The organism is Pseudoteredinibacter isoporae, from assembly GCF_040372805.1.
GTDB classification, from domain to species: Bacteria; Pseudomonadota; Gammaproteobacteria; order Pseudomonadales; family Cellvibrionaceae; genus Pseudoteredinibacter; species Pseudoteredinibacter isoporae_A.
On sequence record NZ_BAABWJ010000001.1, the window covers coordinates 1,165,670 to 1,189,805 of the forward strand.

Below are 24,136 nucleotides of genomic sequence, written 5' to 3' on the forward strand. Positions count from 1 at the left end.
GCCCCGCCCTCAGGATTAAAGTTTGAATACACGCTCGGCATTGCCGGATAAAAACAGAGCCCGGCTTTCATCGTCCATGCTTAGCGTATTCAGGTCGCGCAGGCATTTCTCTGGCGTGATCATCGGATAATTGGTGCCGAACATTACTTTTTTACGTCCATGTCGCTTCATAAACTCAACCAGTTCCGGTGGAAAGCGATTGGCAGAATACGCTGAGGTATCGATGTAAACGTTTTCATGTTTGGTCGCCACTGCAATCATTTCCGTCGTCCAAGGATAGCCAATATGTCCGCCCACGATTTGCAGTTCTGGAAAATCCAGTGCGATTTGATCGATATACGGAATCGGGCGACCGGTTTCTGATGGGCGCAGAGGGCCCGTGTGACCAACCTGTAGACAAACGGGAATACCAAGATTGACGCACTCTGCGTAAAGGGGGTAGTACAAACGGTCGGTTGGCGGTAAATTCCAGACCCATTGCACAATACGCAGTGCTTTGAATCCGTATTCGTTTACCCATTTGCGCAACTCGCGAACGGCTTCCATGGGTTTCGATAAATCGGCACCAGCAACACCTGCGAAACGGTCAGGCATGCGCTGCACGAGATCGGCCACTTCTTCATTGGAAATCAAATACCCATTAGGGCTTGACCAAGCACAGGCCAGCGACTTATCTACGCCCCCTTGATCCATGGCTGCGAGTGTCCATTCCAGGGGAATGGCCTCGGTTAAAATGTCGGTTTTATTCCAACGGCGCAGTGAAGCAAACATTTCATGGTTTGAAAAGTTCAGGTTTGGATGTTGCATCCAAACATCGATAATTTTTTCGCTCATGATCATTCCTATAATATTAGGCAGCTTGAGTATGTTTTGATGACACCAGATTCAGTACGTACCAGTAATTGGGTGGCTCTGGAATGGCGTCTTTCTCCCGCAGCAATTTGTGCAGGCGTGGCAATTGCCAATAGGGAATGGACGCCAAGGCATGATGTTCAATGTGATAGTTCACCCGAAACGGTGCAAACAAGGCGCGGGCAATTGGGCCGGCTTTTGTACTGCGAGTATTTTTCAACATGTCCGGGCTTTGTTCCGTCATGGCGTGTTCGGCTAATGCGCGAATTCGGGTGAACAGCAAATACGGACTTAGGTAAGCAATCACCCAGGCCAGAATCAATTCGGGGTGACCAATCAACCACAGCGCTAAAAACAACAGCAAATTAGCGACCAAGCTAGGCCAGGCTTCGCGTACGAAATTCAGAAAATAATCCATGCGGCTGCGACCATTGCGAGGCAGCTTCTCAATGTCGCTGGCGACGGTCCATTTGACGTAACCAGCATTCATTAAATACACGCCAATCAGGTTTTTAATGCCGGTGATGCCAAAGAAGTCGCGCGCCAGTTTGCGTGCCAATGATGCTCGGCTTGTGGGAAAGCCGCGAATCAATGAATAATCAATATCGTCACTAGTACCGGTTTTGGCGTGGTGAACGAAATGATGTTTGCGGTATTTTTCCACATCCAGAAAAATGATGTGACCACACAACCAGTTGGAAAGTTTGTCGTTCATCCAGACATTTTCGAATAATGCCCGATGCGACGCTTCATGCATCAAAATGGCTAAGCCCAGTTGACGACCGCCCAGCAATGCCAGAGCGACAATAATAGTGGGGATAGCGATCATCAGGCTTTGCTGCTGTCCCCAAATGATCATAGCAAACGACAGGAAGATCACAGCCCAGCAGGATGTGATGGACCATGCGCCCATCCAGTTTGAACGGCGGTGAAGGTCCTTAATGGTCTGCTCACCTAATAACTCGGTCAACTTGCGTCGGGCGCTTTGTCGTTGCAGGCCTTCGGAAAAGAGATCTTGTTCAGACATAATGAATCCACAGTGTTGGCGTTCACTATAGGTTATTACGCAAAATGTCTATTTACAATAACATTTGTAATGATGTTTAAAAATTCATCGCCTTTTGGGGTCTGCATGAGCAATGTATTTTCGGCCTAAGATGGAAGGGCCACCTTCAGGCGAATAGCCAGAACTTCAACGCAACGAAGATCAACATACTGAGCACGGTGCTGAGCAGGGTGTTCTTGCTGATGAGCATAATCAAAACGGCGGCGATGGCACCGAGTAGGTAGGGGTTCTGCCAATCTGTATTGAGCTGCCCCTGATGGATGAGCACCATGGGAGCAATGACCGCCGAGAGTACGGCCGGAGTGGCATAGCCCATCAGGCGGCGAAGCTTGGGGCCAAGCTCCAGCGGCAGACGAGGCTCCAGAAAGAGATAACGGCTGGCGAACACCAGCACTGCCATGGCCGCGAGAGTGAGTGCAATCATTGCGGTTCCTCCGCAGCTGAAGATTTTGCCGCGGGGCCTTTCAACTGCAAATACTCGCTTGCCTGTTCCCATAGATACCCAGCTACCATGCCAGCCAGGATGGCGAGCAGTAAACCGGCTTGCCAATTGAGCATGGCAGTCCCCACCGCGACGGTACTGGCGGTAGCGCAACAGCAGGCAATGGCCAGGGAGCGAATCATGGGGACCAGCATGGCGGTGAATGTGGCCACGACGGCAAATTCCAGCCCCAGCTCGGTGAGATTGGGAATCGCGCTGCCGGCAACAATGCCAAGCAGGGTGGCCAGGTTCCAGGCGATGTAAAAACTCAGGCCGGCCCCTAGGGCATACCATTGATTCAGGGGTTTTCCGTCATTGCTGGGGGTGTGAACAAACAGCTCATCGGTCAGCAGAAAACCCAGGCCATAACGCCAGCGCGCAGGTAGAGGGCTGATCTTATCTCGCAGAGCCATGCTGTAAAGCAGATGCCGGCTGGTGATCAACAGGGTAGTCAGCATGATGGCGACAAAGCCAGCCTGAGCCTGCATCAAGCCCAGGGCCACCAATTGCGAGGTGCCAGCGAAGACAAATAAAGAGAGGGACTGAGCTTCCAGTGGGCTGAGCCCAACTTCTAATGCGTAGGCACCTACTAGAAAGCCCCAGGGCGCTACGGCGATGCTCAAAGGGGTCATGGCCAGAGTGCCGCGCCATATCTCGCGTTGTTTGCTGTGCATACTTCTTTCCAATCTATTGAAGTCGTAGCTTAAGCAATACTGTGGCGACTGTTTTGCACATTTTTGCGAATTTGCTTGGCAAAGCGTCCTGGCGTAATGCCCATTGCCGCTTTGAAGTGACGATGGAAGTGACTCTGGTCATGAAAGCCCGCGCCTTGGGCGGCGCTGGACAGGCCAAAGCCTGAGCGGATCAGCTGTTTGGCTTTACGCAAGCGAGCCTGTATCTGGTAAGCGTGGGGCGATAACTCATAGTGGCGTTGAAACTGGCGAATAAAATGATACTGGCTGATACCGGCCAATGCCGCCAGTTCTTCCAGGCTGATGTCGAGCTCCGGGGCCTCGTCCAGCAGTTGCTTGGCCCGCAACAATTGGGGTTTGGCACTGGGGCCAGGCGAAAGGCGCCCTTGAGCAACACTGTGGCGTTCGGCCAGGCGCTGCAGACAGCTGATTAGCAGGCTCTCTCGCAGCAGTCGGTTGTCGGAACATTCCAGCACACTGAAACAGTGCCGTAGCATGCCCGCCATAGCTGGGTCTTCGACAACGGCATTGGGAAAATAAGGGGCGCCCTGTGAGCAGATGCCGGTGTTGCTGTCGGCATGATAGAACTGCTCGGGTGTTGGGTAAATCGCACGGTAGGACCAACCCCCCTGGCTGGCGGCGCAACCGGTGTGGACCTGATCGGCATTGACCAGAATAATGCTGTATTGCGGGGCAATATGGTTATCGCCAGTACGGTAAAACTGCTGAGCGCCGCTTTCGATCACGCCCACGGTATAGCCTTCATGGGTGTGGCGACTGAAATTCTGCTGCTGGTAGCTGGCCTTCAGCAGCTCCATCCCCCCGAGTTCCTGGGCGTGGTGGTAGGTGGCGTGTTCGGAGGTCTTGGCCTGATTGCGAGTGCTCATAGTGGCAGTCTATCACAGGGCTTTTGGCGGTTTTTGTACAGAATTGCGCTATCCTTATGATTCCTAAGGCTTCTTTGTTTCAACTTAGGGGCCAAGGCGCTATAATGCCGACGCTTTGCGGGCGATCGAAGAGCGCCCAACAGACACGACTAATTGGAGTGTCTGTACAAGCCGTCGCCAATGAGTTGTGCACGCCTGATCGCTAAAGAGCACAATCGAGCTGCCCGGTACGTGCCGGAGCAACCAAAGAGGACAAAACCGTGAGTCACGCGAAAAAAGTAATTAGCCTGTTTTCCATGGCGGCCGCTGCCGCTGTTGTATCTGCTGCGGTCTTCGCTGCGGATGATTCTGTTAAGGCACGCATCGCGCCAATTGGCGACGTGTGCATGTCCGGTGAGGAATGTGCTGCTGCGCCAGCTGCCCCGGTGGCTTCCGGTCCTCGCTCCGGCGTTGATGTTTACAATACCAGCTGTATGGCTTGTCACGCGACAGGCGCATCCGGTGCTCCGAAGCTGGGTGATGCCGCTGCATGGGCGCCACGCATCAGCAAAGGAATGGACGTGCTATATGGCAGTGCCATTAATGGCCTGAATGGCGTTATGCCTCCAAAGGGCATGTGTATGGATTGCTCCGATGATGAGCTGAAAGCCGCCGTTGACCACATGCTTGAAAACAGTAAGTAATCACTGATTTCAGCCGTATAGTGGGACCTGGGGGACAAAAAAAGTTCCCCAGATGAAACGAAAAAAAGCCGCAACTTTGCGGCTTTTTTTATGTTTAACAGTTGCTTAGGTGCACAAGTTATTTTTCACTTTAAGTGTAAAGATTAGGCGACGTGTAAACTGATTCGATCTTCTTATTAATACTAAAGTTCTTAGGCCAAAACGATTTTTAAAACCCGCCCATTTGTCGTTCAAAACAATGCAAAGCCACAGATAAATGCGTATGCTTGTTTCCAGACCTTGGGCTCCACAGAGGTGAAAAAGAGAAGAAGAAAGCCAAACAGCGCACGGTGACTCAAGGCAGAGCAGGGGACACCCCAAGCCAACAGTTGCGCTATCTTTATTGATTCTAGGTTGTTTGCTTTTAATCTCTAAAGCCGTGGGGCTCAGGGCCACCAAATTTCCAATCGATTGTTCTGAAAAACAAAAAGGCCTCTTTTAAAAGAGGCCTTTTTGTTTTTCAGAAAGGTTTATTTCTCTTGCTGAGGTTTTATGCTCAACACTTCCCCATTTGCAGAAAGACTGATAACAATCGATTTTTGGGCCTCCGTGTTATTCACGCGAATTTGATGCTTACCTGAATCGCTCGGCAGAACCGTAACATCACTGGATGTGATGTTTCTCCAGCTGCTATCCAATTTCCCGACACGGTAACCCAGATCTTTAATGCTCAGTTTTTTGGTCATGCTCAGAGCAATGGATTTTGCTTGTGCGGCATTAATAAATCCATGATCTGCATGGGCCGACAACCATTGACTGTTAAAGCTGATGGCCGCAAATAGGATAAGGCTTAAATATTTTTTCATGGTGTGTCCTCTTGGTTTTGAGCAGGTTTTGCCAGGCTATACTGGCCTTTGGTTTGCAATAAAATTTGAACATCTTCGGCGCTGGTGTTTTTCCAATACCAGCCGTGGGTGCCGGTAAAAGGCGCGGTGAAGCTGCCTTTCATTTCTGGTAGTGTCGCAATGGCGTAACTTTCAAAATACCCTGTTGTATCGCCTTTGGGTTCGCCGTGCAGATCAAAGTACATTGCATCGCCGGCACTCAACCACTCGTATTCCACTTTCTGAAATTTTTCCATAAAGAGTTTGTACTCGATGCCTTGTCCTGCAGGTACAACAAGCTCAATGGTGTCTTCGCGTAATTCGCCGCCGTTGTCGGCGTACTGGATCACCGTTTTTTCTTCAGCTTCTGCAATGGCCGTTAGGCCGAGTTGCTTGCCGATACCTGTTGGGTCTTGGCCGAATTCGGCGGGCATGACTAGTGTGATAAAAACCACAGCGGCGAGCACAACAGCGATCGCACTGGCTTTGATCAGTGCTGGCCCGGATAGATTTTGTTCCATGGGGATTCCTTAGATTAAGACTGAAAGTAGGACGTTAATTGCAGAGCCATCAATAAGAAGCCGGCGCTCATTAATAAGGTATTGCTGACGGTCGCGAAGCGCATAAAACTTTCATGACGACGCCAGGCGCTGATTGCGATTACGATAATCGCCAGGGCAGCAAACTGTCCAAGTTCCACGCCCACGTTGAAGGCCAAGAGGTTTGTCAGCAGGCCATCTTCGGGCAGTTGAAATTCCTGAAGCTTTGTTGCCAGACCAAAACCATGAAACAAGCCGAAGATAAACACGACCATTTTGCTGTTTGGGCTGTGGCCGAGAATTTTTCGAAAACCACCAAGATTATCAAAGCCTTTGTACACAATAGATAATGCAATAATTGCATCGATCAAATAGGCATTGAGTTGCACTTCCATCAAAACGCCGAGCAGCAGAGTGGTGCTGTGTCCCAGAGTAAACAAACTGACATAAATCAGCACATCGCGGGTTCGGAAAAGAAAGAAAATAACACCAAACAGGAACAACAAATGATCATAGCCTGTGATCATATGTTTGGCACCGATGTACATAAATGGAATCAAGTTAGCGCCAGTATTGCTTTGCAGGAACAGCCGCGTTTGTTCGTCCACGCCGTGAGCAAATGTCAGGCTGCCAAACAGCAAAAGCAATGCCGCTCCTGAATAGAGTGTGATATGCCACCTAAAAGACCGATTGCTGGTCGGTTTTTTAGGCCTTAAAAAAGAGCAGTCTTTGTTCACGTGTGGTTTCCAATATCAATGAGAATGCTAGAAAAAATAAAAAAGAACAGATTCGCTTAAGTGATGAATGCTGTCTATCGAAAAAACCAAATTGATGGCAAGTGCCAGTAATGCGATAGAAAAAACGGTTAATGGCTTGGATGGGCTTTTGGCCGATCGACTGAGTGCATCTACGCGTTCCGCAATACACGACGAAGAAAATGCGCAGACGGTGGTAAAGTCCGAACTCCGGTGTTTCAGGCGCGCGACTTTGATTAATGTACGGGCAATATCAAAACGATCAAACCCCGAGCCTGATGTCTTAATATCGGCTCGCTCTTCCATAGCCAGGTAATATTGCTGGGAAAGTACCTTACGAACGGGAAAGAAAAGCAATTGGTAGACACAGACACACAAGTACAGCTTAATAGGGTCGTGATAATGGCAGTGGGCCTGCTCGTGAGCCGTGACAATGTTAAGTTCTTTTTCATCAAGTTGCATGGCCAAAGCTGGGCTGATAAAAATATTTCCCTCGCCTGAGCCGTAACTGAACGCCGTTGCCTGTTGAACGCGTTCGGGCTGCTGTTGCCACTGACCAAGTTGTTGTTGTGCTTTTTTCCAATATATAGTTTTCACTGCAGTGAAAATGGCAAGGCCTATCAAGCCTGCAATGCCTGAGGCGCCGTGCCAATTAAATTGTTCAGGTGCATGGTGCCAGTGGAAGTGATCGTCGGCGTATTGCGGAAAGCTGGCCAGGAGGGCGACGGCGATAAGCGAGAAGCAGGCAACCACTATCGGCGCGATTGAGAAGGCGCCTAAAAAATGCAGACGTCCATGGGCGTCTGTGTTTTGAAAATGTGTTTTCAATGGTGGAATGTGAATAAGGCTCGCAATCATATTGAACAGCAAGGCAGCCGCGATCAGTGCAAGAAAAAACACACCGAGCAGATGAGCAATACTGAGCAAAGCCGTTACCATGTCTGCAAGTTGTCCTGTGTTCTCGATTTACGGTTTCAACGCTTGGCGGCGCTTTTCAATCAGGGCTTCCAGCTCATCGAGTTGGCTGGAATCAAGCCCCTCCGACATGGAGGCAAAGGCGGCAATCAATCCACCTTCCTGATGCTCGGCCAAATCTTCTGCAACCTGAGTAATAATTTTTGCAATCAATTGGCGGCGTTCAATACGTGGCGAATAAAACCAGGCATGACCTTGTTTCTCGCGACTCAGGAGTTCTTTTTTAAAGAGCCTGTCCAGGGTGCTCTGGATGGTATTCAATGAGCCCCCTCGGCTTTTGCTGAATACGCTGAACACGTCTTTTGCTGAAGCTGGGGCTTCTTGCCACAAATATTGCAGAACCTGTTTTTCCAATTCGCCTAATTGCATGGTCTTATCGAGCTATCACATGAGTTTTTTAAGTTTTATAAGAAACGTTGTTTAACAACGAATGATGGACATTCTGGCAGAGTAAAAACCGATAGGCAATCGGTTTTTACGCTTGGGAGGCATTCGAGATGAAAATGAAGCTGGTATCGAAGGTCTTACAGGTCGGCCAGTAGGCTGTCCAAGGTCATGCGGCCTTTCTGCTCATTGCGCACTGGGCAGTGATCCCCAAAGCCTTCGGTCTCGATCTCTTCTTCCGGCAGCTCTTCCAAAAAGCGTGAGGTGCTGGTGTCGATGATCTCGCCGTATTGCTTGCGCTTGGCGGCCATGGTGATGCTGAGGGTTTTTTGGGCGCGGGTGATGCCCACATAGCAGAGGCGGCGTTCTTCCTCGACATTGTCTTCTTCAATGCTGGTACGGTGGGGCAGGATATCTTCCTCAAAACCGAGCATAAAAACGTGGGGGAACTCCAGCCCCTTGGAGGCGTGCAGAGTCATCATTTGCACCTGATCCATTTCTTCCTCTTCTTCATTGCGCTCCAGCATATCGCGTAGAATCAGTTTATTAAGTGCGGCTTCGAGCCCGATGTCGCGCTCGTCGAGATCGTCCTCGGTTTGCTGACGCTCAAGGAGATTGCGAATGGAATCGATCAGGTACCAAACATTCTCCATGCGCTTTTCTGCGACCTTGGGGCTGCTGGCGTTTTGTACGAGCCAGCCCTCATAGTCAATATCGGTAACCATCTCGCGCAATGCGTTAATAGAGTTGCCGGTTTCGGCGAGCTGGCCGATATGCAGCACCCATTCGCGAAAGCGTAATAATCTCGCCAGAGTCTGCTTGGGAATTTCTCGAGCGAGCCCCATTTCATCGACGGCGGCGAACAGGCTGATGTGACGATCGCCCGCATAGCGGCCCAGTGCTTCCAGTGTACTGGTACCAATCTGGCGACGTGGTGTATTTACGATACGCAGGAAAGCGTTGTCGTCGTCCGGATTCACCAATAATTTCAGATAGGCCATGATGTCTTTAATCTCTGTACGTGAGAAAAAAGAAGTGCCTCCCGACATCGCGTAGGGAATCTGGTGCTGCTGAAGCTTGATTTCCATCAGGCGAGCTTGGTGATTACCTCGATAGAGGATTGCAAAATCTTTGAACTGAATTTGCCGTTGCAGACGTTGGGTAATGATTTCATTCGCTACTCGCTCACATTCCAGCTCTTCATTGCCACAGCGAATAATACGAATGGGTTCACCGTAAGACTTATCACTCCACAGGGCTTTATCAAACTCGTGGGGGTTGTGCGCAATCAGGTGGTTGGCTGTTTTCAGAATGCGTTGGGTTGAGCGGTAGTTTTGCTCCAGCTTGATCAGGTGAAGATTGGGATAGTCCTGACGCAACATGCTCATATTTTCCGGGCGCGCACCACGCCAGGCATAGATTGATTGGTCGTCGTCGCCTACTACCGTTAATTTCCCCCGGTCGCCAACGATCTGCTTCACCAGCAGATACTGACTGGAGTTGGTGTCCTGGTATTCGTCCACCAGCAAATAACGAATTTTCTTCTGCCAGCGCTTCAGAATGTCCGGCTCATTGTGAAACAACTGTACCGGGATCAGAATCAGATCATCAAAATCCAGCGCGTTATAGGCTTTCAATGCCTGGGTATAGCGCTCATAGACATACGCAATAAATTCTTCGCTTTTGTCTTTGGCCTTACTCTTGGCATGAGCCGGAATCACCAGATCGTTTTTCCAGTTGGAGATCTGGTTTTGCACCATATCGAGGTGGTCGCTGTCGATGTCCCCTTCCTTGAGCATGAGATCTTTCAGTAGAGTGCGGGAATCTTCCGCATCAAAGATGGAAAAGCCGGGCTTATAGCCTAGGGTTTTGCACTCCTGGCGGATAATGTTCAGGCCCAAATTATGGAAGGTCGATACCGTAAGGCCTCGGCCTGCGCCCTTGGCCAATAGGCTGCTGACTCGCTCCTTCATCTCGCGTGCGGCTTTATTGGTAAAGGTCAGCGCCGCAATATTGCGCGCTGCCATGCCACATTCCTCAATGAGATAGGCAATTTTACGGGTAATGACACTGGTCTTGCCACTGCCTGCGCCAGCCAGCACGAGCGTCGGGCCGTCAATGTATAAAACGGCCTCTTTCTGGCGAGGATTCAGATGTTGGATGAGATGGGACACGGTCGATCATGGTCTGGTTCTATGGCCGCCTATTGTAGCGGCGGCCCGGGCAAATGTCAGAGGGAATTTACGGCGATGCTCCTACTTGCTGCTGGCGAGGCGAGCGGCCAGCCCTAGAAAGATGACACCCAGTAGGCCGTCGACATGTCGTCCCATATTCAGCCGTTTGCCGATACAGTGCCCAAGCTTGCTGAAAGACAAAGCAAAACCAAGGTTGATAAACAGAGCGAAGCTGCTCAATAACAAGCCCAGGGTCAAAATCTGCCCGCTGAGGGGATGCTCAACGCTGGTGAACTAGGGAAGAAACATGCTGAAAAACAGCAGTGCTTTGGGGTTAAGCAGATTGTTGAGCAGTCCACGATACAGCAGTTGTCGATGGCTGAGGGTTTTAGAGATGGGGGATTGTGTCGCGGTCTTGCTGGTCCTGAACCAGGCTTTCAGAAGCCCCAAACCCAGCCAGGCAAGATAGAGTGCACCAGCGGCTTTAATCGCCCAGGCCACGGCAGGCATCGCTTGCATGAGTTTGCCAAGACCGAAAGCCACCAGAATCGTTTGCAGCAGGCCGGCAACGAATATACCGACAGAAATCATCAGTCCTGATCGGAATCCTTGGGAGGACGCATAGCTTGATATCAGCAGTAGGTCAGGGCCTGGGGAGATTATGAGGAAGAAGATGGCCGTGAAAAATACCGGCAATATTGAAACATCGATCATTTGTCATTCTCAACTTATTGGCCTCGTGCAGAGGCGGCATGGCACACAATAAGTCGATGGAGTATACAGCATAGGTGGGAACATTGCTTGCTTGAGATACGTTGTCCCCAGGCGCTAAGCGCGCAACCGGTCGTTGTTGCGCGTTAGCCAATTCGGCCTCGGGGTTTTGTCAGTAAGCAGGTATTTACAAAGTTTTAAATTTAACCGGTTTCTTCCTCAGGGAGGACGCTATGTATTTGTACATCGCGTCGCTGCGTTTATATGCGCCGTGACTGTCCACTCTTTTTTTGCAGTTCACGACAAATATATTTTTTGTTTTGCTCTGAATATAGTGTTTGTCTTCGGGGCCATACAAGCCCAATGCATTGTCAAATTCCGCAAGTCGATAGGCGCCGCCCAGAACGCCATCCTTTTTGGAATGAAAAACAAACAACTTGTCATTTTTGCTCACCGAGTCATGGAATTCTTCATTGCGTTCCAAGACCTCGTTGTCCACGGCTGGGGCTGTGCAGTAATAATTGCGAAGTACGGTGTCGTCCTGGGATTGTTTTAGCGCTTTCAGTACCACTCGAGCGCCCAGGCTGTGAGACATAACGTCCAGCGACCGAGTTTGTTTTGATAACTCTTCGATTAAAAAGCGAAACCGTCGAGCAACTGCATTCGCTCGCCGCTTGGATGTCCACCATTCCAGGCCTTTATCTCCACCTGGCCATGAGTAACCAATGACGGCATCAAATTCCCCGGCAATATGCTGGTCGATCTTTTCCTCGATAACGGAATACGCATCGTAGACTTCGTCTTGCTCGTTGTTGTATCCGTGCACCAGCATCAAAACTTTTTTACCGGTCAGCTCGGTGAGCAATTGATGAGATTCCATTTCTCTGACCACGCTGTCATTTGAAAAATCGATTTCTCGATACGCATGCCCAACATCACTTAATTCATCGGGGTTGTTAAATGATTTTCTTGAACTGATGATGATCATATGTGTTCCCTCACGTCAGACGGTTTATTCGAGTGTGTTCAATATCGGCGCAAGGCCGGTCGAAAAGCGAAAGGTATTATTTCGATAATTGATTGAATTGTAAAACATCTGAATGACATTAAAGCGTTTCACGGTTACAACGTGTTGAAGCAATGTTCTGCTCTGGAAGAGGGACGCTCATTGGGGTTCTCGGTCCAGTCCTCGGTAGCTGAGCGCTTCATTGATGTGTCGTGGTTCGATCTGTTCAGCGTCAGAAAGATCCGCAATGCTTAGGGCCAGTTTGAGAATGCGATGGTAGGCCCGCGCCGACAGTTTGAGTTGGCTCATGGCTTTCGCCAGTCGTTGCAGACTTTCCTGGCTGGCGGGTAAGCCTTGATCCAGGACTTCTTCCAGTTCCTGATTATTGAGTTTGGCATTGACCTTCTGCTGCCGGTCCAGTTGCCGTTGCTGAGCCTTGAGTACCCGTTGGCGAATGGTGTTGCTGTTGTCGCCCAGCGGGGTCTTTTGGAGTTCATCGCTGCTGAGGGTTTGCATGGGAATGTGCAGATCGATACGGTCCAGCAAAGGGCCGGAGAGTCGCAGGCGATAGCGTTGTACTTGCTCCGGGCTGCAACGGCAAGCTCGCTGGCGACTACCGTGATAACCGCAGGGGCAAGGATTCATGGCGGAGATGAGCTGGAACCGGGCGGGGAAATTGGCCTGGGCTCTTGCTCTAGATATGCAGATCTCGCCACTCTCCAGAGGCTCGCGCAGGACTTCCAGCACCGAGCGGGGGAATTCGGGTAATTCGTCGAGGAACAGCACGCCGGCATGGGCGAGGCTGATTTCTCCGGGTTTTGGGTTAGCGCCGCCGCCAACCAGGGCCGTACTGGAAGCTGAATGATGAGGGTTTCGGAATGGCCGCTGGCGCCATTGGCCGATGTCGAAGGGCTTGTGAATGGAGTGTATGGCGGCAACTTCGATGGCTTCTTGCTCACTGAGACCGGGCAGAATACCTGCCAGGCGTTGAGCAAGCATGGTCTTGCCGGTACCGGGTTCACCAAAAAAGAGCAAATTGTGGCCACCTGCAGCGGCGATCTCCAGGGCACGCTTGGCCTGGCTTTGCCCCCTGACATCTTGCATATCCAATGTGTTTGAGTCGACAGGCCCCGGGGCTTCGGCGGCAGTTTCCGGTGTAAGGGGCTGATTGCCATTCAGATGCGCGCAGACTTGTAGGAGGTTGTCAGCCGCCAGAACTTCCGTGCTGGCGCTCAAGGCAGCCTCGGCCGCATTGGTTTTGGGCACGATCAGTTTGCGACCGCTGTGGCTGGCGGCCAGTGATGCACTCAAACTGGCCGGAACAGCGCGCAACTCCCCGGATAGGGCCAATTCTCCCAGCAGTTCACAATTACGCAATTCGCCCTGAGGGATCTGCTTGGACGCCGCCAAGATACCTAGGGCAATGGCCAGATCAAAGCGCCCGCCGTCTTTAGGGAGGTCGGCTGGGGCCAAATTCACTGTGATGCGGCGGGCCGGGAATTCGAAGTGGCTATTGAGGATGGCGCTGCGAACCCGATCTTTGCTCTCTTTTACGGCGGTTTCGGCCAGGCCAACAATCGCCAGTTTTGGCAGCCCCCCGGAAATGTGGGTTTCAACGGTGACGAGTGGCGCATCAATCCCCAGGCGGGCGCGGCTGTATACAACGGCTAGTGACATGGTAAGCGGTGTTCCTGACGTTCATTCCATTATGGGCCCAATTGCCAATTAGGGCGGCTCCTCTTAAGCCTTTGCTTCCGAGGGCTGCCCTAAGGGCTTATTTTCTTTGGGGTAATGGGATCAGGCTAACAGCCGCTATAAATAGGCAGTATCGGGCAAAAAGCCGTATTAGCGCTCTTCTTTGAACAGGGTGGTCTAGTCGCTTTGTCGGGATTGCAATTGTTCCAGCTGGGCCTGCATGTTTTCGATTTGCAGCTCCAGCGCATCAATCTTTTCACGACTGCGCTGCAAGACAATACTCTGGGCATCGAACTCGTCCCGCCCGACGAGGTTCAGGCGCTTCACAGCGGAGGTAATAATCTGCTGGATTTGGCTCTGTGCGGATGGGCCTTGTTCCATGGCGCTATGGATGTCTTTGGCGAGCTTTTGGGCGAAGTCTTGCAACATGTTAATGGAATCTCTCGGTACTCAAACAGGCGCTAGTGTAAATCATGTAGCACAAAGATACATGACTCTTGTTTTTGCACCATCTTGGCTCGCCGTGCTTTGCACCATCAATGAGCAAAGATTGGCGGCGATCAATATTTGCACCAGCCCTGTGCGAAAACAGCAAGCTTAATTGCACACATTTAGTTAGAACCGCGCCGATACCGAGGAGGACAGGCGAATTTTAAAAGTTGGCCCGCTCTGTGCAAAGAGACATGCGTAGATTGGTGAGCAATAGGTTTCCCGAACCGAAAACGGGCCTTGCTCACTGAAAAAACACCATGTGCTATAGCTTAAGAATGGCGAGAAGTCGTTCTCAAAGCGCTAAGAACGGTGCCTAAACAGATAAAACATACAAGCACTTTTAATCTTGGAGAGAGAACTATGAAAAAATTGATCAGCTGCGTTTCCGTTGCGGCAATAAGTATGGCCGCCGTTTCTGCTGGCGCAGCAGAAATCAGTGCCAATGTTGCACTGACCAGCGATTACAAATTCCGGGGTATTTCCCAAACCGATACCAGCCCGGCGATTCAGGGTGGTTTTGATGTGAATTTCGACAATGGATTTTACGTGGGAACTTGGGGTTCCAACGTGGATTTCGCAAACAGTCTGGAACTCGATTACTACGTTGGTTACAGCACGGACTTGAGCGAAGACGTTTCCATTGATGTGGGTTACCTGTACTACGACTACCCTGGCTCGCCAGATGCAGATGACTATGCCGAAGTATACGGCAGTGTTTCATTTATGGACTTCACCTTCGGCGCCAACTATTCCGATGACTATTATCTGGAATCAGGTAAGTTTTTGTATCTGTATGGCGACTATGAAATTGCTTTGCCGGAAGATTTCAGCATTGCCATTCACTACGGTTTCAATGATTTGGACCGCAGCACCCGAAATGCGCGCCCAGGTGAGAACACCTTCTTAACCGGCGGCGCGGATTCCTATGCAGATTACAACATCACTTTGAACAAATCGTTTGGTGGTGTTGATTTCAGTTTGGGTTATTACGACACCGACCTGAACAAGGCTGAATGTTTCGACAATGACAGCCTTTGTGACGGTTCGTTTATTTTTACCGTTGCGAAGTCTCTGTAAGCAACACAGAAAAGTAAGGAGCCGGCTATGACCGGCTCCTACTCGGGGGAATTATGAAGTTAGTAACAGCAGTCATTAAACCATTCAAATTGGATGCTGTACGCGAAGCACTTTCTGAAGCCGGCGTGCATGGTATTACCGTTACTGAGGTTAAGGGTTATGGTCGACAAAAAGGCCACACTGAACTGTATCGCGGTGCAGAATATGTTGTGGATTTTTTGCCCAAAACCAAGGTGGAAGCCGCAGTCGCCGACGGCGATGTCGACGTGGTTGTCGAGGCAATATCCAAAGCCGCTCATAGCGGAAAGATCGGCGACGGTAAGATCTTTGTAAGCTCACTGGAGCAGGTGATCAGAATCCGAACCGGTGAAACCGGCGAAGACGCTATCTAATCTCGCAGTAAATTCAATCTCGTAATTTTTTTGCAGCTTTTTAGCTGTGACAGGATTCTTTTGTCTGGAGAAAACTGATGGAAACCCAAGTAACAGAGTTGGCTTATGCCCTCGATACCTTTTATTTTTTGATTTGCGGTGCGCTGGTAATGTGGATGGCGGCTGGTTTCGCCATGCTTGAAGCAGGATTGGTGCGTGCAAAAAATACGACGGAAATTCTCACGAAGAACGTCGCGCTGTTTGCAATCGCTTGCACCATGTACATGATTTGTGGCTATACGATCATGTATGGTTCAGCCGATTGGCTGTTGTCCGGCATTACGGGGGACGGAGTTGCCGGAGCCGCTGAGCCTGCGAGCTATGCTCCATCGGCGGATTTTTTCTTTCAGGTTGTGTTCGTGGCAACCGCCATGTCAATTGTTTCTGGCGCGGTTGCTGAGCGCATGAAACTGTGGGCATTTTTAGCCTTTGCTGTTGTTATGACAGGCTTCATTTATCCGTTGGAAGGTTCTTGGACCTGGGGCAGCAAAGACGTTTTTGGTTTGTACAATCTTGGTGAGCTGGGTTTCTCTGACTTTGCAGGTTCTGGCATTGTGCACATGGCCGGTGCCGCCGCTGCCTTGGCGGGCGTACTGATTCTTGGTCCCCGTATGGGCAAGTATGGCCCAGGTAATGCAATCACCCCGATTCCGGGTTGTAACCTGCCACTGGCGACTTTGGGTACCTTCATCTTGTGGTTGGGTTGGTTTGGCTTTAACGGCGGCTCGGTACTGGCGACAGCCAGTGTGGAGAGTGCTAACAGTGTTGCGGTAGTTTTCATGAACACCAATGCAGCGGCCGCAGGTGGTTTGATTGGTGCTCTGGCCATTGCGCGCTTTAAGTTCGGCAAGGCAGACCTAACCATGGCCTTGAACGGTGCGCTGGCCGGTTTGGTTGCTATTACGGCGGAGCCTTCTACCCCGACGCCTTTGCAAGCCACATTGTTTGGCATGGCTGGCGGTGTCTTGGTGGTCTTCAGCATCCTGACGCTGGATAAACTTAAAATTGATGATCCAGTTGGTGCTATTTCAGTTCACGGTGTGGTGGGCTTGTTAGGTCTCTTGCTGGTGCCCGTGACGAACCCGCTGACCGAAGATGGTGGTTCCAGCTTTACGGGACAATTGATTGGTGCCGCGACAATTTTCGCCTGGACCTTCATCGCAAGCCTGATCGTATGGGTGATCATTGATAAAGTCTTCGGCGTGCGTGTGAGCGAGGAAGAGGAATACGATGGCGTTGATCTGGCGGAATGCGGAATGGATGCTTACCCGGAATTCACCACCAAATAAGACTTTCTGACAATTTGTGATGCATCAAGTGGGCCCCGGATTTCGGGGCCTTTGCCACGAAAGGGCGTGGAACTGGGTGATTTTTGAGGCTTTTCCGTGTATTGTTGCTGCCTCATAAAACAGCCAAAATCGCCTTAGCAATTCGAGCTCAAACAGGAATACGGTATGAAGTTAATCACAGCGGTTATCAAACCTTTTAAATTGGACGATGTACGAGCAGCCCTTTCCGAGGTTGGTGTACAAGGTATGACGGTTACTGAAGTGAAGGGCTTTGGTCGCCAGAAAGGGCATACTGAACTTTATCGTGGTGCCGAGTATGTGGTGGATTTTCTGCCGAAAGTAAAACTGGAGCTCGCGCTGGACGATGCCATGGTTGAGCAGGCTGTTGAAGCGATCAGTACCTCTGCTCAAACCGGAAAAATTGGTGACGGTAAAATCTTTATTTCTCCCCTGGATGAAATTATTCGCATTCGTACCGGTGAGACCGGCCCGGAAGCGGTTTAATTGGTCGGCCACTGTCGGAGATGAACATCGACAGTGGCATCTTCTTTTCTTTACTCCTGCCTGCGCGTTTAGTCTGTTCATCGAACAAACATATCGTTTACTTTTCTCGCCTGGGCAATAGTCCGAAACTTTATTTTTTATCGAGCAACATTAGCCTCCGCAAGAAAACAAAGCCGTATTCTTTTTCAGAAAAACCGCCCATAAAATAAAATCGCATAAGCACACACTGTAAAGAAAATTTACACCTGCCTAGTCTGCTGTCGCCTAACAATTTGATAAGAAAAGATGAAAAATGTGACGCACTGCTCCGTTGCTTGCTTGTGGGTGCACGCCCTTGAACTATACCTAAATTAAAGGGTGTGTTCTTAGGGTGTAAGACGACATGACAGTGTTAAAAAGCCATAAAAAAGGCGAGGCCGCAAGGCTGAAGTCGGGAAAAATATTAACTGGAGGCTTAGAGTCTCTGGCCATGTTGGATAGAGACTGTTCGTACACACCAAAATGTCGCGCGGATGTACGGGAAGAGTTGGATCGCCAGGTGCAGGAATTTTTATTGCAGGGAGGAAAAATTCAGGACGTGGCACCTAATGTGATGGCTGATCCGCCCAAAAAGCCTCAAAGCAACTACGGCTCCCGTCCTATCTGATCCGTTTATCTCGATAGAGTATCCTGCAGTTGCTGTACGGCTGCAGGGATTTTTTCCAGGGTATCGACTTCCAGACTGGCCTGATATTCTTTGTGTGGCCAGGTTTCCTGCTTACGATTAAACCACAAACTGTGCATGCCGGCCTGTTGAGCACCTCGAATATCATCTTCCGGGTTATCACCAATATGCAGGCATTCATTGGCATCGAGCTGAAAGTGCTTGAGCGTGTGCAAAAAGGGTTCTGCTTCGGGTTTGCCTATGCCCAACGCTTCCGCACTCACATGCAAACTGAAATACTGATCCAGTCCTAAACGTTCACTGCAGGCATTCCCATTTGTAATTGCCGCGAGTGCATAGTTTCGTTTCAGTGTCGCCAGTGTTTCCAGCGCGTGTTCGAAGTACACCGGTTGGTGTCGCCAATGCATAAAGCACTCAAATACTTGGGCGCTTAAGTGTCGAGCCTCATCCTGTGAAAAACCGTGATCCTGCAACAACAAGCCCAGAGACTGTTGACGAAGCTGACTGACCTGATGTTGTAATTCAGGCTGTTTGGCGATCAGTATTTTCCATTTTTCGATTCGGGCCGCAAAAAGCGCTTTCAAATCGTAGTGTTCACACAGAGCTGGCGCACTTTCCTGCAGCATAGCGTAGCAATGTTTCTCGGCTTCGAGCATGACTTGTTTGGTTGACCACAATGTATCATCCAAATCGAAGCAGATAAGCTTGATGGTTGCCATGGTTATTTTTATTCGTCTTTGGTTTTTTGGGCGCGAGGATGCGCGTTGTCGTATACCTTAGCAAGGTGTTGAAAATCCAAATGGGTATACACTTGGGTGGTTGAAATATTAGCGTGCCCAAGGAGTTCTTGCACCGCGCGCAGATCACCACTGGATTCCAGCATATGACTGGCGAAGGAATGCCTGAGCATATGCGGATTCACCGGATGACCTTTGGCCAGGCTCTGACGATCAAAACGGGCTTGAATGCTGCGCGGCTTCAAGCGACTGCCGCGCTTGCTGATAAAGACCGCCGCTTCATTTTCCTGGGCATGCAGCTGTCGCTGCTGAAGCCAGTGTTGAATCGCTTGAATGGCCAGCTTGCCCAGCGGCAACAGCCGCTGTTTATTGCCTTTTCCGCGAGCCAGCATACTGCCGGCTTTAAAATCAATATCGCTAAGATTCAAATCCGTGAGTTCTGCCAATCGCAAACCGGATGAGTACATGGTTTCCAGAATAGCGCTGTCACGGGCCTGGAAAAACTTATCGTCGTGATCCACGTTCATGAAGTCGGCGGTTTGATCGACATCCATGGTTTTCGGTAAGGGCTTGCTGGTTTTTGGGGCGCTGATGCCGGCGCTTGGATCCTGTTTGATCCACTGTTCTTTGATGGCAAAGCGAAACCAGGAGCGCAGCGCCGACAATAGACGTTGCAGGCTGCGTCCGCTCAAGCCCTGGCGATGCAGTTGAGCGACACATTGACGAATGTGATGCGCCTTAAGTGGCTCCAAGCTGTCCAGATTTTGGCCATTGCAATAGCGGATAAATTTATCGAGGTCCCGGCGGTAGTTTGCCAGAGTGTGGGGTGACACCTGTCGAACCTGCTGTAAGTAATCACAGAAGGCTTGGCTTTGTTGCGACAGGTTGGCCATGAACTATGCCGGCAGGTGTTTGGGCACAATCCGATTGAGCATGTCGGCGATGTAAGACAGAAACAGGGTGCCCATGCTCGAACGGTAATAGTCGGGATCGCGATTGCCAATGGCCAACAAGCCAAAACAATTGCCGTGAATCAGAGGTGCTACGGCTGCAGAGCCGACCTTGGCCGCATTGTCTTCAAACAGATAGTGAATGGTGTTGCCATCAAAATGACCGCAGCTGGCTTTGCCGGATTTAATATGGGCACCCAATGGTTCACGGGCTTCATTGAGCGTCACAATACGAGCGGCGCCTGCATCGATATTGTCTTCCTTGCTGAACAGCAGCAGGGTGGTGTAATGAATTTTGAATTCGCTGTTAAAGCTGTAGAAAAGTGCGTCAACGATATCCCCCAGATCTTGAGCTTCCATCAATGCCAAGACCAGACGTTTGGTTTTATCAAACAACTTGTCATTGTCCCGGGCATTTTCGAGCAGGCTGCTCAGGCGGTGGCGCATTTCCATATTACGATCGCGCAGGACACTGACCTGGCGTTCGATCAGGGAAATGGCATTGCCGCTGGCATGGGGCAGCTGAATATCGGTGATCAGGTTGGGATGGCGCAGGAAGAATTCCGGTTCGTTTTTCAGGAACTCGACAATGTCCTGCTCATCAATGGCACTTTCTATGTTGCTCATATCTTTATTTGTCCATGAAACGCCGTAATCGCGGGCCCTGTCATGATAACCGGATGATCTCGCCCTGGCCACTTGATGTTCAGACTGCCTCCAGGGAGGTTAACCTTGACCTCATCATCAAGCAGGCCTTGCTGACGACCACTGACAACCGCAGCACAGGCACCGGTGCCGCAGGCGAGGGTTTCACCCACGCCGCGCTCAAAGACGCGCAGATTGATCTCGCTGCGAGACAGGATCTCCATAAAGCCAGCGTTTACCTTTTTAGGGAACATGGGATGGGCTTCGATCTGTGGACCCCAGTCATCAACCGGGGCGTGTTCACAGCTGTCGACCTGCAATACCGCATGAGGATTGCCCATGGAAACGGCGCCGATCTTCACGGTGCCATGTTGGAGACCGAGTGAATAAAGTGGCTGTTCCTGCTCAGCTTGAAAGGGGATTTGCGCCGGTGCCAATTCGGGCTTACCCATATCGACAATGACCCCGCCGTCTTCATCCACTTCCGGTATCAAGACACCGGCCTTGGTTTCAACCCGGATGCTCTTTTTACCGGTAAGTTTACGCTCTCGTACGAACTTAGCGAAACAACGGATACCATTGCCGCAGTTTTCCACTTCGCTGCCATCGCAGTTAAAAATACGATACTTGAAGTCGACATCGGGGCGGCTGGGGATTTCAACGATCAGTAATTGATCGCAGCCGATGCCAAAGCGGCGATCGGCAATTTTACGAATTTTCTCTGCACTGAGTCGGATGCGCTGGCTGACAGCGTCAATCATGACGAAATCATTTCCCAGACCGTGCATCTTAGTGAATCTCAGTCTCACGACACTTTCCTTCTAACTTGTTGAAGCGTAGGTGCTTCGGAGCGCTTATAGCAACTGCTCCTGGGCCAGTAACTCGGCAATGGTTTCGCGCTTGCGAATTAGATGTGCCTGGTCACCGTCAACCAGAACCTCGGCCGCTCTTGGGCGACTATTGTAATTGGAACTCATGGTGAAGCCATAGGCTCCAGCTGACATGACCGCCAATATATCACCTTCCGCCAGGCTTAACTGACGCTGCTTGGCCATAAAATCACCGGTTTCGCACACAGGGCCAACCAGATCCCATTCCAGGGAGTTACCGTCGCGCTCGGCGACGGGTAATACCTGCTGCCAGGCCTGGTACAGCGAGGGGCGGATATTGTCGTTCATGGCGGCATCAATAATGGCGAAATTCTTGTGCTCTGTGGGCTTGAGGTAATCCACACGGGTCAGCAGAACGCCGGCATTGGCGACGATGGAGCGTCCTGGTTCAAAAACCAGCTGCTGTTTGCGATCGGCCAGCTTACTGAGCACCGCCTCGACGAGTTCAGCAATGGCGGGAGGTTGTTCACCCTGGTAGTTCACTCCAAGACCACCGCCGAGATCCATGTGTTCCAGTTCGATGCCTTGGGCTTCGAGGGTGTCCACCAGTTGTAAGAGGCGATCTAATGCATCAATAAACGGCGCCAGCTCAGTGAGTTGGGAGCCGATGTGGCAGTCGATGCCGGCAACCTTCAATGAGGCGGCTGCAGCCGCTTTCTGGTAGACCTTAGGTGCACGCTGAATGTCGATACCAAACTTGTTCTCTTTGAGACCCGTCGAGATGTAGGGGTGAGTTTTGGCATCGACATCGGGGTTGACTCGCAAGGAGACGGCCGCGATTTTGCCCATGTCCTCAGCTACCTTGGCCAGGACGTCGAGTTCAGCTTCAGATTCCACATTAAAACAGTGGATACCGACCTCCAGAGCACGGCGCATTTCATGGGGTTTCTTGCCCACCCCGGAGAAAACGATCTTATCGGCTTGACCGCCTGCGGCCAGAACGCGTTCCAATTCGCCTTCTGAGACGATATCGAAACCTGAGCCTAACTTGGCCAGCTGTTGCAGGACGGCGATATTGGAGTTGGCCTTGACCGCGTAGCAAACCATGCCTCGGCGGCCGAGCGCATCGGCATAGGCTTGGTACTGACGTCGGATGTGGGCCAGGCTGTATACATAGCAGGGGGTGCCGAATTCGTCCGCAATGCGGTCCAGACGGCACTGTTCGGCCATGAGCTGCTGCTCTTGATAGTGAAAATCTTGCATGATGCTATTGCTGTATCTTTATCGTTTGAATGTATTGCTGAAATTACTCGCTGTCGGCGGGTTCTTCCTGTTGTGCCGGCTCAGGGGGCGGCAAAACCAAGGGGCCTTTTTGGCCACAGGCACTCAAGCCGGCGATCACCAGCAGAGCAAACATCATTGCATAGGCTTTTTTCATAGTCGTTCTCTCAATGAGTCTCTTAACGCGTTTCTCTTCAGAGGGAATGCGTTGGGTCATTTCATGGCAAGGCCAGTCTTCAGCTCAGCTGAGCAGGCGCATACCAGCACGCAGCAGTATACGGTAAAGGCGGCGGTGGATATAGCTTTGGCAACATTGACCCTGTGTCAAATACGTAAATTCGGTCATGCTACAATGCTTGGTCTGATTGAGTTGTGAATTTGCACAACGGTGTACGAAAAACAAAGAGAGAGAAGACCATGAATGAAGCTGAGTTCCTAGCCGAAGCTGAAGCTACCCTGCTGGCATTGGAAGATGCCATTGATGAGTGCGGAAGCGCCTTGGACTTTGAATCCAGCGAAGGAATTTTAACCATCGACTGTGAAGATACCGATACCCAGGTCATTGTTTCTCGCCAGTTGGCCATGCAGCAAATTTGGGTGGCCGCCAAGTCCGGCGGCTTTCATTGCCAGTGGGACAGTGGCCAATGGCGTTGCACGACCACCGGTGAAAGCTTGCATGAGTTGCTGAATCGCGTTCTGACTGAGCAATCCGACGGACCGGTAACCTTATAGAGTCGACAATAGAGCAGGAATGTTTATGAGCGATCTGATCCACTACAGCGAAACCGAGCAGGCAATAACCCTTCGCTTCGATAACGGTAAAGTCAATGTGCTGTCTCCAGCCATGATTGCGGCTATAAATGAAGCACTGGATCGTGCTGAAGCAGCCCCGTTCAAAGCGGTTATTTTTACCGGTCGTGAGGGCATGTTGAGTGGTGGCTATGATTTGGGGGTGATGCAAGAAGGCGGCATGAGTGCGGTTCGGGATATGGTTGATGCCGGCTCTCGCTTGACCCGTCGCATGCTGGCATTTCCAAAACCAATTATTGCGGCTTGCAATGGCCATGCGATTGCCAAGGGCGCTTTTCTGTTATTAGCCTCGGACTATCGCATTGGTGTTGAAGGGGCATTCAAAATCAGCTTGAATGAAGTAGCGATTGGTTTAACCATGCATCACGCTGGAATTGAATTGTGTCGAGGTCGTCTTGCGCCGGTTTATTTCAATCGTGCTATGATCAATGCAGAGGTATTTAGTCCTGCAGCGGCTGTGGAAGCAGGTTTTCTGGATAAAACAGTCGCTAATGAAGAAGCGCTGCAGCAAGAGGCTGCGGCAATGGCGCAGCATATGGCAACACTTAATGCCAACGCGTTTGCAGCGACAAAAGTAAAAGCGCGCAAACAGCATTTGGACGCCCTGGATTGGGCCATTGAGGAAGATAAAAACGCATAACTCAACGCCCATTGCCTTGCGCT

30 protein-coding genes are annotated in these 24,136 nt (G+C 50.8%); 8 read left to right on the forward strand and 22 right to left on the reverse strand.

Features of this window, described 5'->3' with window-relative positions; all coding sequences use genetic code 11:
• Positions 1 to 15: 15 nt before the first annotated feature.
• From ABWW03_RS05125 to ABWW03_RS05145, 5 genes are all read right to left on the reverse strand, one after another.
• Entirely contained in the window at positions 16 to 834 is an 819-nt protein-coding gene (locus ABWW03_RS05125) for an amidohydrolase family protein (RefSeq protein ID WP_353406782.1), read from the reverse strand.
• Positions 835 to 850: 16 nt separating this feature from the next.
• The gene (locus ABWW03_RS05130; RefSeq protein ID WP_353406783.1) at positions 851 to 1,879 is read right to left on the reverse strand and encodes a fatty acid desaturase family protein; all 1,029 of its coding nucleotides are present in this window, start codon (positions 1,877 to 1,879) and stop codon (positions 851 to 853) included.
• Between the two features lie 145 nt (positions 1,880 to 2,024).
• Positions 2,025 to 2,342 carry an AzlD domain-containing protein gene (locus tag ABWW03_RS05135; protein WP_353406784.1) on the reverse strand — a complete coding sequence of 106 codons (318 nt, stop codon included), beginning with the start codon at positions 2,340 to 2,342 and terminating at the stop codon, positions 2,025 to 2,027.
• A complete protein-coding gene (locus tag ABWW03_RS05140; protein ID WP_353406785.1) occupies positions 2,339 to 3,073 on the reverse strand; it encodes an AzlC family ABC transporter permease in 735 nt (244 codons plus the stop codon). The genes ABWW03_RS05135 and ABWW03_RS05140 overlap by 4 nt, the downstream gene beginning before the upstream one ends.
• A 29-nt stretch (positions 3,074 to 3,102) precedes the next feature.
• On the reverse strand, positions 3,103 to 3,978 hold the full coding sequence (locus tag ABWW03_RS05145) for an AraC family transcriptional regulator (RefSeq protein ID WP_353406786.1): 876 nt from the start codon (positions 3,976 to 3,978) through the stop codon (positions 3,103 to 3,105).
• 296 nt (positions 3,979 to 4,274) lie between these two features.
• On the opposite strand from ABWW03_RS05145, the gene ABWW03_RS05150 reads away from it, so the two are divergent.
• Entirely contained in the window at positions 4,275 to 4,661 is a 387-nt protein-coding gene (locus tag ABWW03_RS05150; RefSeq protein WP_353407124.1) for a c-type cytochrome, read from the forward strand.
• 509 nt (positions 4,662 to 5,170) lie between these two features.
• Here ABWW03_RS05150 and ABWW03_RS05155 read toward each other — a convergent pair.
• The 11 genes from ABWW03_RS05155 to ABWW03_RS05205 form a co-directional block, all read right to left on the reverse strand.
• Entirely contained in the window at positions 5,171 to 5,506 is a 336-nt protein-coding gene (locus ABWW03_RS05155) for a DUF6488 family protein (RefSeq protein ID WP_353406788.1), read from the reverse strand.
• A complete protein-coding gene (locus tag ABWW03_RS05160) occupies positions 5,503 to 6,045 on the reverse strand; it encodes a hypothetical protein (RefSeq protein WP_353406791.1) in 543 nt (180 codons plus the stop codon). The genes ABWW03_RS05155 and ABWW03_RS05160 overlap by 4 nt, the downstream gene beginning before the upstream one ends.
• A 14-nt stretch (positions 6,046 to 6,059) precedes the next feature.
• Complete coding sequence (locus ABWW03_RS05165; protein WP_353406792.1) at positions 6,060 to 6,710, reverse strand: HupE/UreJ family protein; 651 nt, start codon at positions 6,708 to 6,710, stop codon at positions 6,060 to 6,062.
• A 117-nt stretch (positions 6,711 to 6,827) separates the two neighbouring features.
• A complete protein-coding gene (locus tag ABWW03_RS05170) occupies positions 6,828 to 7,757 on the reverse strand; it encodes a M56 family metallopeptidase (protein ID WP_353406793.1) in 930 nt (309 codons plus the stop codon).
• Positions 7,758 to 7,784: 27 nt separating this feature from the next.
• Entirely contained in the window at positions 7,785 to 8,162 is a 378-nt protein-coding gene (locus ABWW03_RS05175) for a BlaI/MecI/CopY family transcriptional regulator (protein WP_353406794.1), read from the reverse strand.
• 155 nt (positions 8,163 to 8,317) lie between these two features.
• A complete protein-coding gene (rep, locus tag ABWW03_RS05180) occupies positions 8,318 to 10,339 on the reverse strand; it encodes a DNA helicase Rep (protein ID WP_353407125.1) in 2,022 nt (673 codons plus the stop codon).
• Between the two features lie 93 nt (positions 10,340 to 10,432).
• Positions 10,433 to 10,591, reverse strand: a complete 159-nt coding sequence (locus tag ABWW03_RS05185; protein ID WP_353406795.1) for a hypothetical protein — start codon at positions 10,589 to 10,591, stop codon at positions 10,433 to 10,435.
• Between the two features lie 54 nt (positions 10,592 to 10,645).
• Positions 10,646 to 11,065 (reverse strand): LysE family translocator, encoded by a 420-nt coding sequence (locus tag ABWW03_RS05190; RefSeq protein WP_353406796.1) that lies wholly within the window; start codon positions 11,063 to 11,065, stop codon positions 10,646 to 10,648.
• Between the two features lie 184 nt (positions 11,066 to 11,249).
• Entirely contained in the window at positions 11,250 to 12,050 is an 801-nt protein-coding gene (locus tag ABWW03_RS05195; RefSeq protein ID WP_353406798.1) for an alpha/beta hydrolase, read from the reverse strand.
• 177 nt (positions 12,051 to 12,227) lie between these two features.
• The gene (locus ABWW03_RS05200) at positions 12,228 to 13,745 is read right to left on the reverse strand and encodes a YifB family Mg chelatase-like AAA ATPase (protein ID WP_353406799.1); all 1,518 of its coding nucleotides are present in this window, start codon (positions 13,743 to 13,745) and stop codon (positions 12,228 to 12,230) included.
• A 195-nt stretch (positions 13,746 to 13,940) separates the two neighbouring features.
• Positions 13,941 to 14,192: an accessory factor UbiK family protein gene (locus ABWW03_RS05205; RefSeq protein WP_353406800.1), complete on the reverse strand. Its 252-nt coding sequence runs from the start codon at positions 14,190 to 14,192 to the stop codon at positions 13,941 to 13,943.
• A 423-nt stretch (positions 14,193 to 14,615) separates the two neighbouring features.
• On the opposite strand from ABWW03_RS05205, the gene ABWW03_RS05210 reads away from it, so the two are divergent.
• The 5 genes from ABWW03_RS05210 (at position 14,616) to ABWW03_RS05230 (ending at position 18,202) form a co-directional block, all read left to right on the forward strand.
• Entirely contained in the window at positions 14,616 to 15,332 is a 717-nt protein-coding gene (locus ABWW03_RS05210; protein WP_353406802.1) for a TorF family putative porin, read from the forward strand.
• 53 nt (positions 15,333 to 15,385) lie between these two features.
• Entirely contained in the window at positions 15,386 to 15,724 is a 339-nt protein-coding gene (locus tag ABWW03_RS05215) for a P-II family nitrogen regulator (RefSeq protein ID WP_353406803.1), read from the forward strand.
• 77 nt (positions 15,725 to 15,801) lie between these two features.
• On the forward strand, positions 15,802 to 17,052 hold the full coding sequence (locus ABWW03_RS05220; RefSeq protein ID WP_353406804.1) for an ammonium transporter: 1,251 nt from the start codon (positions 15,802 to 15,804) through the stop codon (positions 17,050 to 17,052).
• Between the two features lie 165 nt (positions 17,053 to 17,217).
• Complete coding sequence (locus ABWW03_RS05225) at positions 17,218 to 17,556, forward strand: P-II family nitrogen regulator (RefSeq protein ID WP_353406805.1); 339 nt, start codon at positions 17,218 to 17,220, stop codon at positions 17,554 to 17,556.
• A 382-nt stretch (positions 17,557 to 17,938) separates the two neighbouring features.
• Positions 17,939 to 18,202, forward strand: coding sequence for a hypothetical protein (locus tag ABWW03_RS05230; RefSeq protein WP_353406807.1), 264 nt, complete (start codon positions 17,939 to 17,941; stop codon positions 18,200 to 18,202).
• A gap of 5 nt (positions 18,203 to 18,207) precedes the next feature.
• Here ABWW03_RS05230 and ABWW03_RS05235 read toward each other — a convergent pair whose 3' ends face one another.
• Genes ABWW03_RS05235 through lptM form a run of 6 tightly spaced genes read right to left on the reverse strand, consistent with a single transcriptional unit; the run spans position 18,208 to position 22,820 of the window.
• Entirely contained in the window at positions 18,208 to 18,939 is a 732-nt protein-coding gene (locus ABWW03_RS05235; protein WP_353406808.1) for an HAD family hydrolase, read from the reverse strand.
• An 8-nt stretch (positions 18,940 to 18,947) separates the two neighbouring features.
• On the reverse strand, positions 18,948 to 19,850 hold the full coding sequence (xerC, locus tag ABWW03_RS05240; RefSeq protein WP_435372739.1) for a tyrosine recombinase XerC: 903 nt from the start codon (positions 19,848 to 19,850) through the stop codon (positions 18,948 to 18,950).
• A gap of 3 nt (positions 19,851 to 19,853) precedes the next feature.
• A complete protein-coding gene (locus tag ABWW03_RS05245; RefSeq protein ID WP_353406810.1) occupies positions 19,854 to 20,534 on the reverse strand; it encodes a DUF484 family protein in 681 nt (226 codons plus the stop codon).
• Positions 20,531 to 21,361 (reverse strand): diaminopimelate epimerase, encoded by an 831-nt coding sequence (dapF, locus tag ABWW03_RS05250; protein WP_353406811.1) that lies wholly within the window; start codon positions 21,359 to 21,361, stop codon positions 20,531 to 20,533. Before dapF ends, ABWW03_RS05245 begins: the two co-directional genes overlap by 4 nt.
• Before the next feature lie 45 nt (positions 21,362 to 21,406).
• Positions 21,407 to 22,645: a diaminopimelate decarboxylase gene (gene lysA / locus ABWW03_RS05255; protein ID WP_353406812.1), complete on the reverse strand. Its 1,239-nt coding sequence runs from the start codon at positions 22,643 to 22,645 to the stop codon at positions 21,407 to 21,409.
• 43 nt (positions 22,646 to 22,688) lie between these two features.
• Complete coding sequence (lptM, locus tag ABWW03_RS05260; protein WP_353406813.1) at positions 22,689 to 22,820, reverse strand: LPS translocon maturation chaperone LptM; 132 nt, start codon at positions 22,818 to 22,820, stop codon at positions 22,689 to 22,691.
• A gap of 260 nt (positions 22,821 to 23,080) precedes the next feature.
• On the opposite strand from lptM, the gene cyaY reads away from it, so the two are divergent.
• Both cyaY and ABWW03_RS05270 read left to right on the forward strand, forming a co-directional pair.
• Positions 23,081 to 23,395, forward strand: a complete 315-nt coding sequence (gene cyaY, locus ABWW03_RS05265) for an iron donor protein CyaY (protein WP_353406814.1) — start codon at positions 23,081 to 23,083, stop codon at positions 23,393 to 23,395.
• Between the two features lie 25 nt (positions 23,396 to 23,420).
• Positions 23,421 to 24,113 carry a crotonase/enoyl-CoA hydratase family protein gene (locus tag ABWW03_RS05270; protein ID WP_353406815.1) on the forward strand — a complete coding sequence of 231 codons (693 nt, stop codon included), beginning with the start codon at positions 23,421 to 23,423 and terminating at the stop codon, positions 24,111 to 24,113.
• Positions 24,114 to 24,136 lie beyond the last annotated feature (23 nt).

Excerpts from the sequence above, each read along its gene's own strand:
- ABWW03_RS05130 (WP_353406783.1), bottom strand. The coding sequence starts at position 1,879 with ATGTCTGAACAAGATCTCTTTTCCGAAGGCCTGCAACGACAAAGCGCC.
- ABWW03_RS05125 (WP_353406782.1), bottom strand. The coding sequence starts at position 834 with ATGAGCGAAAAAATTATCGATGTTTGGATGCAACATCCAAACCTGAAC.
- ABWW03_RS05135 (WP_353406784.1), bottom strand. The coding sequence starts at position 2,342 with ATGATTGCACTCACTCTCGCGGCCATGGCAGTGCTGGTGTTCGCCAGC.
- xerC (WP_435372739.1), bottom strand. The coding sequence starts at position 19,850 with ATGGCCAACCTGTCGCAACAAAGCCAAGCCTTCTGTGATTACTTACAG.
- lysA (WP_353406812.1), bottom strand. The coding sequence starts at position 22,645 with ATGCAAGATTTTCACTATCAAGAGCAGCAGCTCATGGCCGAACAGTGC.
- ABWW03_RS05245 (WP_353406810.1), bottom strand. The coding sequence starts at position 20,534 with ATGAGCAACATAGAAAGTGCCATTGATGAGCAGGACATTGTCGAGTTC.
- ABWW03_RS05225 (WP_353406805.1), top strand. The coding sequence starts at position 17,218 with ATGAAGTTAATCACAGCGGTTATCAAACCTTTTAAATTGGACGATGTA.
- ABWW03_RS05215 (WP_353406803.1), top strand. The coding sequence starts at position 15,386 with ATGAAGTTAGTAACAGCAGTCATTAAACCATTCAAATTGGATGCTGTA.
- ABWW03_RS05140 (WP_353406785.1), bottom strand. The coding sequence starts at position 3,073 with ATGCACAGCAAACAACGCGAGATATGGCGCGGCACTCTGGCCATGACC.
- ABWW03_RS05230 (WP_353406807.1), top strand. The coding sequence starts at position 17,939 with ATGACAGTGTTAAAAAGCCATAAAAAAGGCGAGGCCGCAAGGCTGAAG.
- ABWW03_RS05270 (WP_353406815.1), top strand. The coding sequence starts at position 23,421 with ATGAGCGATCTGATCCACTACAGCGAAACCGAGCAGGCAATAACCCTT.
- ABWW03_RS05145 (WP_353406786.1), bottom strand. The coding sequence starts at position 3,978 with ATGAGCACTCGCAATCAGGCCAAGACCTCCGAACACGCCACCTACCAC.
- ABWW03_RS05205 (WP_353406800.1), bottom strand. The coding sequence starts at position 14,192 with ATGTTGCAAGACTTCGCCCAAAAGCTCGCCAAAGACATCCATAGCGCC.
- ABWW03_RS05220 (WP_353406804.1), top strand. The coding sequence starts at position 15,802 with ATGGAAACCCAAGTAACAGAGTTGGCTTATGCCCTCGATACCTTTTAT.
- ABWW03_RS05200 (WP_353406799.1), bottom strand. The coding sequence starts at position 13,745 with ATGTCACTAGCCGTTGTATACAGCCGCGCCCGCCTGGGGATTGATGCG.
- ABWW03_RS05155 (WP_353406788.1), bottom strand. The coding sequence starts at position 5,506 with ATGAAAAAATATTTAAGCCTTATCCTATTTGCGGCCATCAGCTTTAAC.
- cyaY (WP_353406814.1), top strand. The coding sequence starts at position 23,081 with ATGAATGAAGCTGAGTTCCTAGCCGAAGCTGAAGCTACCCTGCTGGCA.
- ABWW03_RS05190 (WP_353406796.1), bottom strand. The coding sequence starts at position 11,065 with ATGATCGATGTTTCAATATTGCCGGTATTTTTCACGGCCATCTTCTTC.
- ABWW03_RS05175 (WP_353406794.1), bottom strand. The coding sequence starts at position 8,162 with ATGCAATTAGGCGAATTGGAAAAACAGGTTCTGCAATATTTGTGGCAA.
- ABWW03_RS05235 (WP_353406808.1), bottom strand. The coding sequence starts at position 18,939 with ATGGCAACCATCAAGCTTATCTGCTTCGATTTGGATGATACATTGTGG.
- lptM (WP_353406813.1), bottom strand. The coding sequence starts at position 22,820 with ATGAAAAAAGCCTATGCAATGATGTTTGCTCTGCTGGTGATCGCCGGC.
- ABWW03_RS05195 (WP_353406798.1), bottom strand. The coding sequence starts at position 12,050 with ATGATCATCATCAGTTCAAGAAAATCATTTAACAACCCCGATGAATTA.
- ABWW03_RS05160 (WP_353406791.1), bottom strand. The coding sequence starts at position 6,045 with ATGGAACAAAATCTATCCGGGCCAGCACTGATCAAAGCCAGTGCGATC.
- ABWW03_RS05210 (WP_353406802.1), top strand. The coding sequence starts at position 14,616 with ATGAAAAAATTGATCAGCTGCGTTTCCGTTGCGGCAATAAGTATGGCC.
- ABWW03_RS05150 (WP_353407124.1), top strand. The coding sequence starts at position 4,275 with ATGGCGGCCGCTGCCGCTGTTGTATCTGCTGCGGTCTTCGCTGCGGAT.
- ABWW03_RS05170 (WP_353406793.1), bottom strand. The coding sequence starts at position 7,757 with ATGGTAACGGCTTTGCTCAGTATTGCTCATCTGCTCGGTGTGTTTTTT.